Genomic DNA, 14659 nt, shown 5'->3' on the forward strand with positions numbered 1-14659 from the left:
ACCGTTTATTTTATCCGGTCATCACTGTTTTTAATCTTTCCGACCCGGTCACTTCGTGATGTTGTTCACGTTGTTCCCTGTCGATGGAGCGGCATTATAGGGAGTTGGATTTTAATGGCAAGCGAATAAATACAGTTTTATTTCGTTTGCCGTTTTTTTGTCCAGAAGCCGTTATTTCTGCCCTTTTGCTATAAAGGAAGGCAATGCAGCAAGGCTTTCCAGTACCGCATCCGCAGCACTTTCACTTTCCGGGGTTACGGGTTTGCCGGTACGAACTAAAATCTTATGCCCCACTCCTGCAGCAGCAGCTGCCTGCATATCTTCCAGTTTGTCGCCCACCATATAAGAAGAGGCCATATCAATGCCTAGTTCTTCTTTGGCCGTCAAAAACATCCCAGGTTGCGGCTTACGGCAATCACAGGCTTGTGTAAACTCCTTAACCAAGCCTTCAGGATGATGCGGACAAAAATAGATACCGTCGAGATCCACGCCACGATCGGCAAGCGACCAGTCCATCCACTCGGTCAGAGTCAGAAACTGATCTTCAGTAAATTTGCCGCGTGCTATACCGGACTGATTGGTGACCAGCACCAGTAAAAAGCCCATCTCTTTTAATTTAAGACAAGCATCGATTACACCGTCGATAAACTGGAAGTTATCGATTTCATGTACATAACCATGATCGACATTCAAAGTGCCATCACGGTCGAGAAAGATTGCTGAAACAGGTTGTGCCACGAATTTGCTCCTGATGGCTGATTAACGGCGCCAGTATCGCATGTTTTCAATGCTTGTGAGAATGCTAACCTGGTTGACTTAGACGTCTAGACGCCTTAGCATCCACGACATGCTACGGGGAAGACCTCCGCAGAGTTAAATTCACCACGTCACGGCAAAAAGACAGAATAAAAAATAATATGATTAAACTTTCTAACATCACCAAGATTTTCCTGCAGGGTTCGCGCCAGATCGTCGCGCTCTCTGACGTGAGTCTTCACGTCCCTGCCGGACAAATTTATGGCGTAATCGGTTCTTCCGGCGCGGGGAAAAGTACCTTAATACGCTGCGTCAATTTGCTGGAGCGCCCGACAAAAGGCCAGGTGTTGGTCGATGGTCAGGATCTGATGTCCTTCTCAGAGAAAGCGCTGACCCGCGCACGCCGCCAGATTGGCATGATTTTCCAGCACTTTAACCTGCTGTCGTCACGCACCGTTTTTGGCAACGTTGCCCTGCCACTCGAACTCGACAATCTTTCTTCAGCCGATATTAAGAAACGAGTTTCCGAGCTGCTGAGCCTGGTCGGGCTGGAAGATAAGCATGATGCCTACCCGGCGAATCTTTCCGGTGGACAAAAACAACGCGTAGCCATTGCCCGTGCGCTGGCCAGTAATCCAAAAGTATTGCTGTGTGATGAAGCTACCAGTGCACTGGATCCAGCTACCACCCGCGCAATCCTGGAATTACTAAAAGATATCAACCGTCGTCTGGGTCTCACGATTCTGCTGATCACCCATGAGATGGACGTCGTAAAACGCATTTGCGATCAAGTTGCTGTGATCAGCGATGGCAAACTGATTGAGCAGGATAAAGTAAGCGAGATGTTCTCACATCCTAAGACTCCGCTTGCACAGCAATTTATTCAGTCAACGTTGCACCTGGATATTCCGGAAGATTACGCCGTGCGTCTGGTACCCCAGCCTGAAACGGGTCGCGTTCCTTTACTGCGCCTGGAGTTTACCGGTCAGTCCGTTGATGCCCCGCTGCTTTCCGAAGCAGTCCGTCGCTTTGACATCAACAATAATATTATCAGTGCTCAGATGGATTATGCCGGCGGTGTAAAGTTCGGGATTATGCTGACAGAAATGCACGGTTCAGAAGAAAATACTCAGGCGGCAATTCAGTTCCTGCATGAGAATCAGGTGAAAGTAGAGGTGCTGGGTTATGTCTGAGGCAATGATGTGGTTAATGGGCCGCGGAATCTGGGAAACGGTCATCATGACGCTAACCTCTGGCTTCTTTGGTTTTGTGTTAGGTTTGCCTTTCGGCGTACTGCTGTACGTCACCCGTCCGGGTCAGATTGCAGAGAATAAAAATATCTATCGCGTGATGTCGGCGCTGGTTAACATTTTCCGTTCCATTCCTTTTATTATCTTGCTGGTATGGATGATTCCCTTCACGCGTATGATTGTCGGCACCTCAATCGGTTTGCAGGCAGCGATTGTCCCGCTGACTGTGGGTGCTGCGCCGTTTATTGCCCGCATGGTTGAGAATGCCCTGCTGGAAATTCCAAGCGGTCTGGTGGAAGCCGCCCGCGCAATGGGTGCAACACCGATGCAGATCATCCGAAAAATCTTATTGCCGGAAGCTCTGCCAGGTCTGGTCAATGCTGCCACCATCACGCTGATCACTCTTGTAGGCTATTCTGCTATGGGTGGCGCTGTCGGTGCCGGTGGTTTGGGACAAATCGGTTATCAGTACGGTTATATCGGTTACGACGCAACTGTCATGAATACTGTATTAGTCCTGCTAGTGGTTTTGGTGTATTTAATTCAATTTTGTGGCGACCGCATCGTAAAAGCAGTCACACATAAATAACGAAACAACAGCTGTAATAGCTACCTGTGAATGATTTATATCCGTTTATTGAGGAAAGGACATGTCTAACAAATTCAAATCCATTGCAGTTGTCGGCGCGCTTCTGGGATCGCTGGCTTTAGTGGGCTGCGGGCCAAAAGAACAAGATCCAAATCACATCAAAGTAGGTGTGATTGTAGGTTCTGAACAGCAGGTCGCTGAAGTTGCACAGAAAGTAGCTAAAGAGAAATACGGTCTTGATGTTGAGCTGGTGACTTTCAATGATTATGTATTGCCTAACGAAGCGCTGAGCAAAGGTGATATCGATGTTAACGCCTTCCAGCATAAACCTTATCTTGATCAGCAGATCAAAGATCGCGGTTACAAACTGGTCCCGGTGGGTAACACGTTCGTTTACCCAATCGCCGGTTACTCTAAGAAAATCAAATCTATTGATGAGCTGAAAGATGGCGACCAGGTTGCGCTGCCAAACGACCCGACTAATCTCGGCCGTTCTCTGCTGCTGCTGCAAAAACAAGGTCTGATCAAACTGAAAGACGGTGTTGGTCTGTTACCGACAGTTCTGGATGTGACTGAGAACCCTAAAAATCTGAAACTGGTCGAACTCGAAGCACCACAACTGCCACGTTCACTGGATGATGCGAAAATCGCTCTGGCCGTAATCAACACCACTTACGCCAGCCAGATCAACCTGACGCCAGAGAAAGACGGTATCTTCGTAGAAGATAAAGAATCTCCATACGTGAACCTGATCGTTGCACGTGAAGATAACAAAGATGCTGAAAACGTGAAGAAATTCGTTCAGGCTTACCAGTCTGATGAAGTGAACGCTGCAGCGAATAAAATCTTCAACGGTGGCGCAGTGAAAGGTTGGTAATTGCCCGAAATCAGGAACCCTACATTTTTCCTGAGTATTCGTTTCTAAGATAGTAGACTCGCAAATACATCTTTTCATAAATAAATAACAAGGCGGGCTTATGCCCGCCTTGTTATTTTCTCAATACCTTGGTTCAATAACGCCACATTCTTTCCTGTAAACATATTAAAAAGCAGAGGATATACCATGCGTGCTTTACCTCTCTGTTTGTCGGCACTTTTGCTGGCGGGTTGTTCCCTGACTCAACACACACAGCCAACCCCCCCTGCGCCTGTTGTAAAAGAAGAACCAAAACCTGTCAAACCAAAGCCGGCACCAGTACGCCCCGCTCCTGTAAAGCTCTATAAAGATGCAGAAGCTTTAGTCGGAACTCCATTCCGTGATCTGGGCGAAGTCTCCGGCGAATCTTGCCAGAGCGCTCAAAATGATGCGCCACCGAGTCTGGCTACTGCACGGAAAAGAATGCTGACCCGTGCATCCTACATGAAGGCCAATGCCGTATTGTTACATCAGTGCCAGATTATCAGCGGCGTACCAGGCTGCTTCCAGCAGGCGATTTGTCAGGGTTCCGCCCTGAACGTCACGTTTAAATGACCTCATTTTCTTTTGAGCAAATAGGGATCATTCACTCGCCCTATAAAGAGAAGTTTGCTGTTCCGCGCCAGCCCGGATTGATCCAGGATGGTGGCGGCGAATTACATCTGCATCCGCCTTATAACCAGCCCGAAGCTGTTCGCGGGCTGGAAGACTTCAGCCATTTATGGGTGATGTTTATTTTCCATCAGACGATGGAAAGCGGCTGGCGTCCGACAGTTCGCCCACCACGTTTGGGCGGGAATGTGCGTACCGGTGTATTTGCCACCCGTTCAACCTTCCGGCCTAATCCGCTCGGGATGTCTCTGGTTGAACTGAAAGGGATTCGCTGTCAGGGTCAGAATGTCATTCTGCAGCTTGGCAGTCTGGATTTAGTGGATGGCACACCTGTTGTGGACATTAAGCCGTATCTTCCCTTTGCGGAAAGCCATCCTGATGCACACGCCGGTTTTGCTCAGCACGCACCTGATGCCGATATGCCGGTAGAATTTTTACCACAGGCTGAACAGCAGCTGGCTGAGCATGCGAGGCAATACCCGCATCTGCGCCGCTTCATCACGCAGGTTTTAGGACAGGATCCCCGTCCGGCTTATCGCAAAGGTGAAGCCACAGCGCGCGATTATGCCGTTCGTTTACTCGAGTTTAATGTCCGCTGGCGGGTCACAGGCTCTGTGAATCAGGTATTGTCCCTCGACAAAGACTAAATTTCCTCTGCCTCTCTTTTGACAATAGCAACTCGCTGGTAAACTAAGCCACTTTTCACGTTTTGGCTGCCCATGGCAGCCCGATTGCAATTTGCAGTGCTAACGGAACCAACACATCATGCGTACTACTCAATATCTGCTCTCTACACTGAAAGAGACGCCAGCCGACGCGGAAGTTATCAGCCACCAGCTGATGCTGCGCGCAGGGATGATCCGTAAACTGGCCTCAGGCCTGTATACCTGGCTGCCGACCGGCTTACGTGTTCTCAAGAAAGTTGAAAACATCGTACGCGAAGAAATGAACAACGCGAACGCCATTGAAGTGTCGATGCCGGTAGTCCAGCCCGCTGATTTGTGGCAGGAGAGCGGACGTTGGGAGCAATATGGTCCGGAATTGTTACGTTTCGTTGATCGTGGCGAGCGCCCGTTCGTACTGGGTCCAACCCATGAAGAAGTGATCACTGACCTGATCCGTAATGAAGTCAGCTCATACAAGCAGCTGCCACTGAATTTCTTCCAGATCCAGACTAAATTCCGTGACGAAGTTCGCCCGCGTTTTGGTGTAATGCGTTCCCGTGAATTCCTGATGAAAGATGCCTACTCATTCCATACGACGCAGGAATCTTTGCAGGAAACTTATGACGCGATGTACGCGGCCTACAGTCAGATTTTCAACCGTATGGGTCTGGATTTCCGTGCCGTGCTGGCGGATACCGGTTCTATCGGCGGCAGCGCCTCTCACGAATTCCAGGTGCTGGCACAAAGCGGTGAAGATGATGTCGTATTCTCTGATTCTTCTGATTTCGCCGCTAACATCGAATTCGCAGAAGCGCTGGCACCCGCAACGCCACGAGCTGCAGCAACAGAAGAAATGCGGATTGTCGAAACGCCGGACGCAAAAACTATCGCTGAACTGACAGAACAGTTCCAGGTTCCGGTTGAGAAAACGATGAAAACTCTGATGGTTCATGCAACAGCGGAAAGCGGTCATAAACTGGTTGCTTTGCTGGTTCGTGGTGATCATGAGCTGAACGAAATCAAAGCCGAGAAGCTGCCGCAAGTTGCTGCACCACTAACATTTGCAACGGAAGCAGAGATTCGTGAGATCGTCGCGGCTGGCCCGGGTTCACTCGGTCCGGTTAATCTGCCAATGCCAATCGTCGCGGATCGTACTGTTGCTGCAATGAGCGATTTCAGCGCAGGCGCTAACATCGACGGTAAACACTATTTCGGAATTAACTGGGATCGCGATGCTGCGCTGCCAGAAGTAGCCGATATCCGTAATGTGGTAGCCGGTGATCCAAGCCCTGATGGTCAGGGAACGCTGGTCATTAAACGCGGTATCGAAGTCGGTCATATCTTCCAGCTGGGAACCAAATATTCCGAAGCGATGAATGCTACCGTTCAGGGCGAAGATGGTCGTAACCAGTTGATGACCATGGGTTGTTACGGTATCGGTGTGACTCGTGTGGTCGCTGCGGCGATTGAACAAAACCACGATGACCGCGGTATTATCTGGCCGGATGCTATCGCACCGTTCCAGGTCGCTATCCTGCCAATGAACATGCACAAATCTTTCCGTGTGAAAGATGCGGCAGAAGCGCTGTATAAAGAACTGCGTTCACACGGTATCGATGTGATCCTCGACGATCGTAAAGAACGTCCGGGCGTCATGTTCGCGGACATGGAACTGATCGGTGTGCCGCATCAGGTGGTGATTGGTGATCGTAATCTGGATGCTGAAGAGCTGGAATACAAAAACCGTCGCACTGGCGAAAAACAGATGATCAAACAAAGCGATATCGTGGAATATCTGCTGAGCCAGATCCCGCGTTAAGATCCGCTGATGATCATTTGTCCATAAAAATGCCCGCGTAATGCGGGCATTTTTATTTGTGCTATTCCGCCTGAGCCTAATCGCTTTTACGGGCAGGACTTCGTTGCATCAAACCGTACGTTTTTATCTGCAACCACAGCCTTTTGCACTTGCCCTTCTTCCATTGACGGCTCTGTCATGAAATGCCCGTCCATAGAAAGGAAGACCAGCTGATTGGGGGTTTTACGCGAGGCAAGATACCCTTCTTCCAGCGATTTATTTGCCGACATCGGGAATATGTTGCCTGTCGCACAATCTTTAAAGGAAGCAGCATCGGCGCTGTATTGCATCATTCCGCTCAGTGCCATTGGCGTTTTCGGCAAATTCTGCTGCACCGGCGTCAACGTATAGTTGAATGTGGACGTAATCGGCTCACCGCTTTGATCCAACATTTCCAGATTTTCATCTTTCGGATGGAAATAACGTTTCTCGCCCTGGCTGTCCGTCAGCACCAGTTTATCCGCAGTGCGGGCCCAGCGTCCGTAGCTGGCAAACACCTGATCGCCCTCTTTGCCGCCCTGATATTCCTCCTGAAGGATGTAAGTCCCATCCTGATCCAGGAATAATGACGTCTTCAGGCCACTGCAATCTGCGCACGGCAACACGCCACTGTAACTCTGCTGCATAGCCTGCAACGGTTTTTCATGATTAAAGGCGGCGGTATGGCAACCGAAGAGTGACAGCGCCCCGAGCGCCAGCACTGCACTAATGATGATTTTTTTCACAGTTTCTCCCCTACTGCTTTTCTACAGTGCCGCGATAAAAATTGTCCTGCAACACGAAGTTAGGGCTAACGTATTTTGCCCCGTAATGCTTTTGTCGCACCCTTGCGAACTTTACTTTCAACCCGACGAATTTTAGACCCACGAGTCGGCTTCGTCGCGCGGCGCGGTTTTTCTACTACCATCGCCTGTGAAATCAGTGCCCCCAACCGGGCCAGAGCGGCTTCGCGATTCATCTCCTGACTCCGGTATTCCTGGGCTTTGATAATGACCCAACCGTCGGCAGTAACAGAATGATGATTAAAAGCCAGTAACCGCTCTTTGTAATATTCTGGCAAACTCGACGCTTTAATATCAAAGCGTAAATGGATAGCCGTTGATGTTTTATTGACGTTCTGACCGCCGTTGCCCTGAGCGCGGATCGCCGTTAATTCGATTTCGCTGTCAGGTATTTCCAGTTTTCCTGAAAGGATTAGCACGCTGATTACCTGGCTTCTTTTATGACAGACTCTTTCCATTCAGAAAAATGAATTTCCAAATTACTCTGAGCATCAGAAAGCCAAATAGTTCCGTCCTGCAATGTGGCCTGTAAGTTCATGGTACGGCTGCCAAAAGCAGTCAATTGATTCAGCAACTCATCTTCTAAATAACGGATACGCAGGTTCTCAAAACCTCTGACTTTCCCCTCGATTTGCGACCACCAGACTTTCGCGGCACGCTCACCATACGCATAAAGGACCACCTCACGCGATTGGTTACAGGCTTTTTTCAGACGCTTCTCATCAGGTAGTCCTAATTCGACCCATAATTCGATGCCGTTATGGTCGTTTTTACGCCAGATTTCCGGCTCATCTTCGGCGCTTAATCCGCGGGTAAAAGTCAGTCGTTCGTCGGCATGGTAAATCCATGCCAGCAGACGCAGCATCATGCGTTGTTCTGTTTCGGAAGGATGCTGTGCCAGAGTCAGGCTGGCGTCATGAAAGAAATTACGATCCATATCAGCGATATTGACCGCTGCTTTATAAATGGTTGCTTTTAACGCCATGGTAAACCCCTTGATAATAGACGCACAGTGTACTTGAAAGCATCCTGCTGCGGCCAGTTTTCCCCCGATGGTCATCCGCAATAAAGGCTTTACGCAAACGATTTACCTTTACAGGCCTGCTAATAACTCACACTCTCCTGTGCTATAGTCGTTAAATACTGAGAGCTTATCTTTCTGCGCTTTCCTCAGAGGGATACGCTTTTTAGGGAGAACTTATGCAACAATACTGTGAGTTGGTACGCCGTAGATATTCTGAAATTGCCAGCGGTGATCTCGGATATGTGCCCGATGCGTTGGGCTGTGTATTGAAAGCATTGGACGAAGTCGCAGCAAATGCTGAACTTCCGTCTTCCGTTAGGGACCAGGCGGCCTACGCCGCCGCTAACTTATTGGTGAGCGATTATGTCGATGAATGATGAGTACCAACCCATCAATTGTGATGACTACGATAATCTCGAGCTCGCCTGCCAGCATCACCTGGTTTTGACGCTGAAGATGCGTAGCGGAGAAGTCGTTGAGGCTAAAGCCAACGATTTGTTAATGCGTAAGAAAGTGGAATATCTGGTGGTTGAGGCGAACGGCGAACAACGAGATCTGCGTCTGGATCACATTGAAAGCTTTAGCCATCCGGAAATTGGCACCGTTGTCGTCAGTGCCGAATAGCGACAACCGACGTCAGTTACCTAACGGGCAATCTCAGGATTGCCCGTTTGCATTTCTGAGGCAATATCATTTCAACGACGTCAGACTGGCGTAATACGCTGCCAAATCACTGATATCCTGATCGGATAATGACGCACTAAAAGCCTGCATCACACCCGCCTGCCCGCCACTTCTCTCACCCTTCTTGTAAGCATGCAGTGAAAGCGCCAGATAATCTGCATTTTGCCCTGCCAGATTAGGATAAATCGAATTCATGGCTTTACCCGTTGCGCCGTGACATGCCGAGCAGCTGGCTGATTTAGACTGCCCGTCAACCACATTTCCCCCCGCCAGAGCAGGCAAATTGATCAGCATCGATGCCACTATCCCTGCCAGTGTTCTTCCCATTACTTGCATCACAACTCCCCGGGCAAATAACATCCGCCTCAAATAAACCGTTCTTTCCGTTTATTACGCAGCCGACCAGATGATCCGCCATTGCGCTTCATTATTTTCAGCCCGGGACTGGCGCGTAATAAACCAACCCGGGGCTGCCATCAATTGATCATTGTAATAAACCAAAGGGATACGGCCCCGTTCCCATGGCGGCACACCTAACTCAGACCACAATTTTTTCGCCTGGCGCGCACGATCCCGTCCGACTTTTTCGATATATCCCTGCACCTGAAAACGCACAGTGATCTTTTCGCCAGCACGTGGCTGGCGGATCAAACAGTCAGCCCCCTGCGCGATGAGAACATGATCGGCAATCAGACAGCCCAGACCGTCAGGTAGCGTTAATTTTTCAGCCGGATCCCAGCAGAGGATTTGATCTTTAAGCGACCGGCGTTCTGGCAATACATACAAACGCCCACGGAAACGCCGGACTACCATTTTCCCCAGCACTAACTGCGCCTGGGCATCTTCGCGGCTCAAAGCTACCTCATCCCATATTCTCTGCAGTTGTTCACGCGAAGGCATTCTTGCGCCACGCGATGCCAGCCAGCGACGTAATAGCGCAGAGCGTCTGACGGCTGAAAACGCCTTCAGCCTCTCAACCGACAGACTGCCCTGCTCATCGGTCAATGAAGTGAGAGACTCACTGAGCAACTCATCCAGCAGCGTCTCCTGCTCTGCGCAAAGTGATGCGCTGCGGGCTGTGGCTTGCGCAAAGTGCGGCCAGCGCTGGTAAAGTGCGGGAAAAATATCCAGTCGCAGAAAATTGCGATCAAAGCGGGCATCCCGGTTACTGTCATCTTCAATCCAGCTGAGCTTTAACTGCTTCGCGTATTCTTCAAGCTGCTCACGGCTGAGCTCCAGAAAAGGCCTTAACAAGCGATAACCGTGTATTGAACTGTCCCCGCTCATCGCCGAGAGACCGGCAGGTCCGCTTCCACGTTTAAGCGCCAGCATGAAAGTTTCACATTGGTCATTCAGGTGTTGTGCTGTCAGTAACACTTCACCAGCAGTCAGACTTTCAGCAAATGCCTGATAACGTGCCGTTCGTGCCGCCGCTTCAATCCCACCTTCCTGTGCATCTACCTGCACTTTAGCGACAGAGAAAGGGATATCTCGCTGCTGACAAAACGTCTGGCAGTGTGCGACCCAGTCATCTGCAAACTGGCTTAGTCCATGGTGGATATGCAATGCACGCAGTTCGATATCCGGCAACGCTTTGTCGCGTAACTCAGCCAGTCCGGCCAGCAGTACGGAAGAATCCAGTCCACCGCTGAACGCAACGCAAAGTCTTCGTGCATCACCGATTTTATTGAGCAGATGTTTTGAAAGAAATGTCACGGCCAGTTTTGAACTCATAGGATAATCAGGATTCGTACAGTTCCAGCGGCAAGCCATCCGGATCGTTGAAGAAAGTAAATTTTTTGCCGGTGTAAGGATCAATTCTTACCGGTTCGCAGACAATGCCGGCTTCAGTGAGGGCGGAAATGGACTGTGCGATATCTTCAACGCTGAACGCCAGATGGCGTAATCCGCACGCCTCAGGACGACTTGGCCGGGCTGGCGGTTGCGGAAAGCTGAATAATTCAATGGTGTAATGACCATTAAGCGCCAGGTCAGCTTTCCAGGAATCGCGTTCCTCACGGTAAAACTCCCCCAGTAACGTGAACCCGAGAATGTCACAGTAGAAGTGTTTGCTGGCCTGATAATCAGAGCCAATGATGGCGATATGGTGGATCTGGCGGAGATTAAGCATAGTCATGTCCTGTTGATTTCTGACCTGCACGTTACTCAGGGCGGCCAAACACGTCAATAAAAAGCCCTCCTAAAGAGGGCAGTTTGCTAGCCCGCTTCCGGAAGTTTTAAGACCTTCACCAGATAGCGCCCGTCTTCTGTGAGCCGCGTTCCATGAATATCAGTTTCAAAACCAGGGTAACGCTCGCCTATTGAACAAAGCATAATCAGGAAATCGAGCACAGCCCGACTTTCTTCCGTGATCATCTCGCCCGGCATCACCACAGGTACACCCGGCGGATAAGGCAGGATCATGTTGGCAGACACTTTGCCGACCAGTTCATCAATGTCGCATTCATCAATATGTCCGCGTACCTGATGCTGGAACATTTCGTACGGCGTCATTTTCATTTCCGGCAGCACATCAAATGCTTCCAACATTAAACGCGGCAGGTCGTGACGAACGATCAGTTTGTGGATCCCCTGCGCCAGATCCTGAATCCGCATATTGCGATAAAAATCAGGATCTTCCGCATACAGATCAGGCAGCATATTCTTGACCCGCAAATTGAGATCATAACTGCGCTTAAAATCAGTCAGGCCACGCATCAGACTCATGGATTTGGTTTTATCAATGCCGATACTGAACAGGAAAAGCAGATTGTACGGACCGGTTTTTTCTACCACCACACCGCGCTCATCGAGGAATTTCGCCACTAACGCCGCCGGGATCCCCTGTTCTTCCAGCTTACCCGTTTCATCCATTCCGGGTGTCAGGATCGTCACTTTGATCGGATCAAGATACATATGATCGGTATCGGCGTTGGCAAAACCGTGCCAGTTTTGATCGGGGTTCAGCGGCCAGCACTCGGCTTCATCAATATATTCAGGCTGCCAGATATCAAAGAACCAGCCCTCGGTTTCTTCCCGCAACCGCTGTATCTCCTTACGGAAATGCAGCGCGCGTTCAACCGAGCGGTTAATGAGACGCCGTCCGGGGTTACCGCGCAACATCGCCGCGGCAGTTTCTGCAGAAGCCACAATGCCGTAATTTGGCGATGTTGTGGTGTGCATCATATAGGCTTCATTAAAGGTACTTTCGTTGTAATCACCCTTAATGTGAATCATCGATGCCTGAGAGAAAGCTGCCAGTAGTTTGTGCGTTGATTGCGTTTCGTAAATGACTTTTCCGGGAATGCGCTCGCCGCTCATTCCGCTTTTACCGTCATAAATCGGATGGAAATTAGTGTATGGCACCCATGCAGAATCGAAATGAATCGACGGAACATCCAGTGTGTTTTTGATGTAATCCGTGTTGTACAGCAAGCCGTCGTAAGTCGAGTTAGTGATCACTGCGTGCACTGGCCAGGTAGCATTCTCTGTCTGTGCAATTTTCTCTTCGATGCTTTCGCGGGTGAATTCATGCTTAGGAATCCCGCCAAGAATGCCATACGCGTTGCGATTGGGACGCAAATAGACCGGCACAATATTGGTCATCATCATCAGATGGGCGAGCGATTTATGACAGTTGCGGTCAATCAGCACCGTACTCCCTGCCGGTGCCGCATACATTCCGACAATTTTATTGGCCGTCGAGGTGCCATTAGTGACGATATAACTTTGCTCGGCGCCGAAAGTACGGGCGATATATTCCTCCGCCTCTAGATGCGGACCAGTGTGATCCAACAGGGAACCAAGTTCTGTCACAGAAATCGACACATCGGCTTTCAACGTTTTGGCCCCGAAAAAATCATAGAACAACGTCCCTACCGGGCTTTTTAAAAACGCCGTACCGGCCATATGCCCCGGCGTACAGAAAGTGTACTTTCCTTCTTCTACGTAGGTGAACAACGCTTTAGTCAGCGGCGGCGTAATGGTATCGATGTATTCATCGGTGTACTGGCGGATGCGTTTGGCAATATCCTCCGCCGCACTCAGTGCGTATTCAAAGAAATAGAGCACCATGCGCATTTCATTAACGTCGACGTCCAGCGTCGAATGCGTATTGATGAAAGCGTAAAGCGGCAGATATTCATTCAGCTCATTAATGGCTGTACACAGCTCTTCGCTATGCTGATCCCAGTCGAAAATAGCGCCGCAAATGCGGGCATTATTTTCGATGAGTTTGAGCAGATCCGCGCGATCGCGCGGATAAATGACCTGAAATCCGAGAAGCGTCAGCGCGCTATCCAGTTCACGGATCGGCTCGTCTTTGTAGTAAGCCCCTTCCGGGCGCATGATAGCGATAATATTCATCTGACAAATCCTTCTGTTATTTATTTTCTAAGGTATTTATAGAAACACGGTTAGTGCCTGCTGGGTACCCTTTACCGTTGAGTTTAAAGTGAAATGGGGAAATTTAAGAATGCTGGAAAGATGGATAGATGAAAACGGACAATAAAAAAGGCCACGCAATGCGTGGCCTTTCGAAAATCACGTTCAGGATCAGCAGTAGCCGTAAGTCATCAGACGCTGATAACGACGGTTACGCAGCTCTTCCGTACTCAACACATCCAGATCGCTCAGATCAGCTTCAAGTTGTGCACGCAGAGAAGCAGCCATCGCTTCTACGTTACGGTGAGCGCCACCCAAAGGCTCAGGGATCACAGAGTCGATCAGTTTCAGCTCTTTCAGACGCGGTGCAATGATGCCCATCGCTTCCGCGGCCAGAGGGGCTTTATCCGCACTCTTCCACAGAATTGATGCACAACCTTCCGGCGAAATAACCGAATAGGTGCTGTATTGCAGCATATTAACTTTATCACCCACACCAATCGCCAGTGCACCACCTGAACCACCTTCACCGATCACGGTGCAGATAACCGGGACATTCAGACGGGACATTTCGCGCAGGTTACGGGCGATCGCTTCAGACTGACCACGTTCTTCAGCGCCCACGCCCGGATAAGCGCCCGGTGTGTCGATGAAGGTGATGATTGGCAGTTTGAAACGCTCAGCCATTTCCATCAGACGTAGCGCTTTGCGATACCCTTCCGGGGCGGGCATGCCGAAGTTACGACGAATTTTCTCTTTCGTTTCACGGCCTTTCTGATGACCAATGATCATCACGGCACGTTCGCCCAAACGAGCAATACCACCAACGATAGCTTTATCGTCTGCGAATGCACGATCACCCGCCAGTTCATCAAAATCGGTAAAGATATGTTTGATGTAATCAAGCGTATAAGGACGACGAGGATGGCGTGCCAGTTGGGCAATTTGCCAGGCACCCAGATCAGAGAAAATCTTACGGGTCAGTTCAACGCTTTTCTCGCGCAAGCGTGCAACTTCTTCGTCCAGATTAATATCTAATTTTTCGTCTTGACGGCTGACTGCAGTCAGCGAGTCAATTTTCGCTTCCAGTTCCGCAATCGGCTGTTCAAAATCAAGAAAATTCAGACTCATAGCATTCCT

At 49.8% G+C, this 14659-nt stretch carries 17 protein-coding genes; 8 read left to right on the top strand and 9 right to left on the bottom strand.

Features of this window, described 5'->3' with window-relative positions:
• Nucleotides 1-171: 171 nt before the first annotated feature.
• Nucleotides 172-738: a D-glycero-beta-D-manno-heptose 1,7-bisphosphate 7-phosphatase gene (gene gmhB / locus UC14_RS12895; protein ID WP_013574225.1), complete on the bottom strand. Its 567-nt coding sequence runs from the start codon at nt 736-738 to the stop codon at nt 172-174.
• A gap of 179 nt (nt 739-917) precedes the next feature.
• Between gmhB and metN the strand changes: the two genes are divergently transcribed.
• The 6 genes from metN (at nt 918) to proS (ending at nt 6607) form a co-directional block, all read left to right on the top strand.
• Nucleotides 918-1949 (top strand): methionine ABC transporter ATP-binding protein MetN, encoded by a 1032-nt coding sequence (gene metN, locus UC14_RS12900; RefSeq protein ID WP_013574224.1) that lies wholly within the window; start codon nt 918-920, stop codon nt 1947-1949.
• Entirely contained in the window at nt 1942-2595 is a 654-nt protein-coding gene (locus UC14_RS12905; RefSeq protein ID WP_013574223.1) for a methionine ABC transporter permease MetI, read from the top strand. The genes metN and UC14_RS12905 overlap by 8 nt, the downstream gene beginning before the upstream one ends.
• A gap of 61 nt (nt 2596-2656) precedes the next feature.
• Entirely contained in the window at nt 2657-3472 is an 816-nt protein-coding gene (locus UC14_RS12910) for a MetQ/NlpA family lipoprotein (RefSeq protein WP_013574222.1), read from the top strand.
• A gap of 186 nt (nt 3473-3658) precedes the next feature.
• Entirely contained in the window at nt 3659-4066 is a 408-nt protein-coding gene (gene rcsF / locus UC14_RS12915; protein WP_112197849.1) for an Rcs stress response system protein RcsF, read from the top strand.
• The gene (gene tsaA / locus UC14_RS12920; RefSeq protein WP_013574220.1) at nt 4063-4770 is read left to right on the top strand and encodes a tRNA (N6-threonylcarbamoyladenosine(37)-N6)-methyltransferase TrmO; all 708 of its coding nucleotides are present in this window, start codon (nt 4063-4065) and stop codon (nt 4768-4770) included. The genes rcsF and tsaA overlap by 4 nt, the downstream gene beginning before the upstream one ends.
• 118 nt (nt 4771-4888) lie before the next feature.
• Nucleotides 4889-6607: a proline--tRNA ligase gene (gene proS / locus UC14_RS12925; protein WP_112197850.1), complete on the top strand. Its 1719-nt coding sequence runs from the start codon at nt 4889-4891 to the stop codon at nt 6605-6607.
• 86 nt (nt 6608-6693) lie between these two features.
• On the opposite strand, the gene nlpE is transcribed toward proS, so the two are convergent.
• The 3 genes from nlpE to UC14_RS12940 form a co-directional block, all read right to left on the bottom strand.
• Entirely contained in the window at nt 6694-7371 is a 678-nt protein-coding gene (gene nlpE / locus UC14_RS12930) for an envelope stress response activation lipoprotein NlpE (RefSeq protein ID WP_015689434.1), read from the bottom strand.
• 65 nt (nt 7372-7436) lie between these two features.
• Entirely contained in the window at nt 7437-7886 is a 450-nt protein-coding gene (arfB, locus tag UC14_RS12935; RefSeq protein ID WP_153376608.1) for an alternative ribosome rescue aminoacyl-tRNA hydrolase ArfB, read from the bottom strand.
• The gene (locus tag UC14_RS12940) at nt 7853-8413 is read right to left on the bottom strand and encodes a YaeQ family protein (RefSeq protein ID WP_013574216.1); all 561 of its coding nucleotides are present in this window, start codon (nt 8411-8413) and stop codon (nt 7853-7855) included. Before UC14_RS12940 ends, arfB begins: the two co-directional genes overlap by 34 nt.
• A gap of 215 nt (nt 8414-8628) precedes the next feature.
• On the opposite strand from UC14_RS12940, the gene UC14_RS12945 reads away from it, so the two are divergent.
• Entirely contained in the window at nt 8629-8829 is a 201-nt protein-coding gene (locus UC14_RS12945; protein ID WP_013574215.1) for a YaeP family protein, read from the top strand.
• Nucleotides 8816-9076 carry a Rho-binding antiterminator gene (gene rof / locus UC14_RS12950; protein ID WP_013574214.1) on the top strand — a complete coding sequence of 87 codons (261 nt, stop codon included), beginning with the start codon at nt 8816-8818 and terminating at the stop codon, nt 9074-9076. Before UC14_RS12945 ends, rof begins: the two co-directional genes overlap by 14 nt.
• A 66-nt stretch (nt 9077-9142) precedes the next feature.
• On the opposite strand, the gene UC14_RS12955 is transcribed toward rof, so the two are convergent.
• The 5 genes from UC14_RS12955 to accA all read right to left on the bottom strand — a co-directional run bounded on the left by UC14_RS12955 (nt 9143) and on the right by accA (nt 14650).
• The gene (locus UC14_RS12955; protein ID WP_112197851.1) at nt 9143-9472 is read right to left on the bottom strand and encodes a cytochrome c; all 330 of its coding nucleotides are present in this window, start codon (nt 9470-9472) and stop codon (nt 9143-9145) included.
• 54 nt (nt 9473-9526) lie between these two features.
• Nucleotides 9527-10870: a tRNA lysidine(34) synthetase TilS gene (gene tilS / locus UC14_RS12960; protein WP_112197852.1), complete on the bottom strand. Its 1344-nt coding sequence runs from the start codon at nt 10868-10870 to the stop codon at nt 9527-9529.
• Nucleotides 10871-10877: 7 nt separating this feature from the next.
• Complete coding sequence (locus UC14_RS12965; RefSeq protein WP_015689431.1) at nt 10878-11267, bottom strand: VOC family protein; 390 nt, start codon at nt 11265-11267, stop codon at nt 10878-10880.
• 86 nt (nt 11268-11353) lie between these two features.
• Entirely contained in the window at nt 11354-13501 is a 2148-nt protein-coding gene (locus tag UC14_RS12970; protein ID WP_015689430.1) for a lysine decarboxylase LdcC, read from the bottom strand.
• Nucleotides 13502-13690: 189 nt separating this feature from the next.
• Nucleotides 13691-14650, bottom strand: coding sequence for an acetyl-CoA carboxylase carboxyl transferase subunit alpha (accA, locus tag UC14_RS12975; protein ID WP_013574209.1), 960 nt, complete (start codon nt 14648-14650; stop codon nt 13691-13693).
• Nucleotides 14651-14659: the final 9 nt, after the last annotated feature.

The sequence above is a fragment of the Rahnella sp. NRRL B-41462 genome (assembly GCF_003263525.1).
Lineage (GTDB): Bacteria > Pseudomonadota > Gammaproteobacteria > Enterobacterales > Enterobacteriaceae > Rahnella > Rahnella aceris.

Excerpts from the sequence above, each read along its gene's own strand:
- arfB (WP_153376608.1), bottom strand. The coding sequence starts at position 7,886 with ATGGAAAGAGTCTGTCATAAAAGAAGCCAGGTAATCAGCGTGCTAATC.
- UC14_RS12955 (WP_112197851.1), bottom strand. The coding sequence starts at position 9,472 with ATGCAAGTAATGGGAAGAACACTGGCAGGGATAGTGGCATCGATGCTG.
- tsaA (WP_013574220.1), top strand. The coding sequence starts at position 4,063 with ATGACCTCATTTTCTTTTGAGCAAATAGGGATCATTCACTCGCCCTAT.
- accA (WP_013574209.1), bottom strand. The coding sequence starts at position 14,650 with ATGAGTCTGAATTTTCTTGATTTTGAACAGCCGATTGCGGAACTGGAA.
- UC14_RS12945 (WP_013574215.1), top strand. The coding sequence starts at position 8,629 with ATGCAACAATACTGTGAGTTGGTACGCCGTAGATATTCTGAAATTGCC.
- UC14_RS12970 (WP_015689430.1), bottom strand. The coding sequence starts at position 13,501 with ATGAATATTATCGCTATCATGCGCCCGGAAGGGGCTTACTACAAAGAC.
- tilS (WP_112197852.1), bottom strand. The coding sequence starts at position 10,870 with ATGAGTTCAAAACTGGCCGTGACATTTCTTTCAAAACATCTGCTCAAT.
- UC14_RS12905 (WP_013574223.1), top strand. The coding sequence starts at position 1,942 with ATGTCTGAGGCAATGATGTGGTTAATGGGCCGCGGAATCTGGGAAACG.
- UC14_RS12910 (WP_013574222.1), top strand. The coding sequence starts at position 2,657 with ATGTCTAACAAATTCAAATCCATTGCAGTTGTCGGCGCGCTTCTGGGA.
- rcsF (WP_112197849.1), top strand. The coding sequence starts at position 3,659 with ATGCGTGCTTTACCTCTCTGTTTGTCGGCACTTTTGCTGGCGGGTTGT.
- UC14_RS12940 (WP_013574216.1), bottom strand. The coding sequence starts at position 8,413 with ATGGCGTTAAAAGCAACCATTTATAAAGCAGCGGTCAATATCGCTGAT.
- rof (WP_013574214.1), top strand. The coding sequence starts at position 8,816 with ATGTCGATGAATGATGAGTACCAACCCATCAATTGTGATGACTACGAT.
- UC14_RS12965 (WP_015689431.1), bottom strand. The coding sequence starts at position 11,267 with ATGCTTAATCTCCGCCAGATCCACCATATCGCCATCATTGGCTCTGAT.
- metN (WP_013574224.1), top strand. The coding sequence starts at position 918 with ATGATTAAACTTTCTAACATCACCAAGATTTTCCTGCAGGGTTCGCGC.
- proS (WP_112197850.1), top strand. The coding sequence starts at position 4,889 with ATGCGTACTACTCAATATCTGCTCTCTACACTGAAAGAGACGCCAGCC.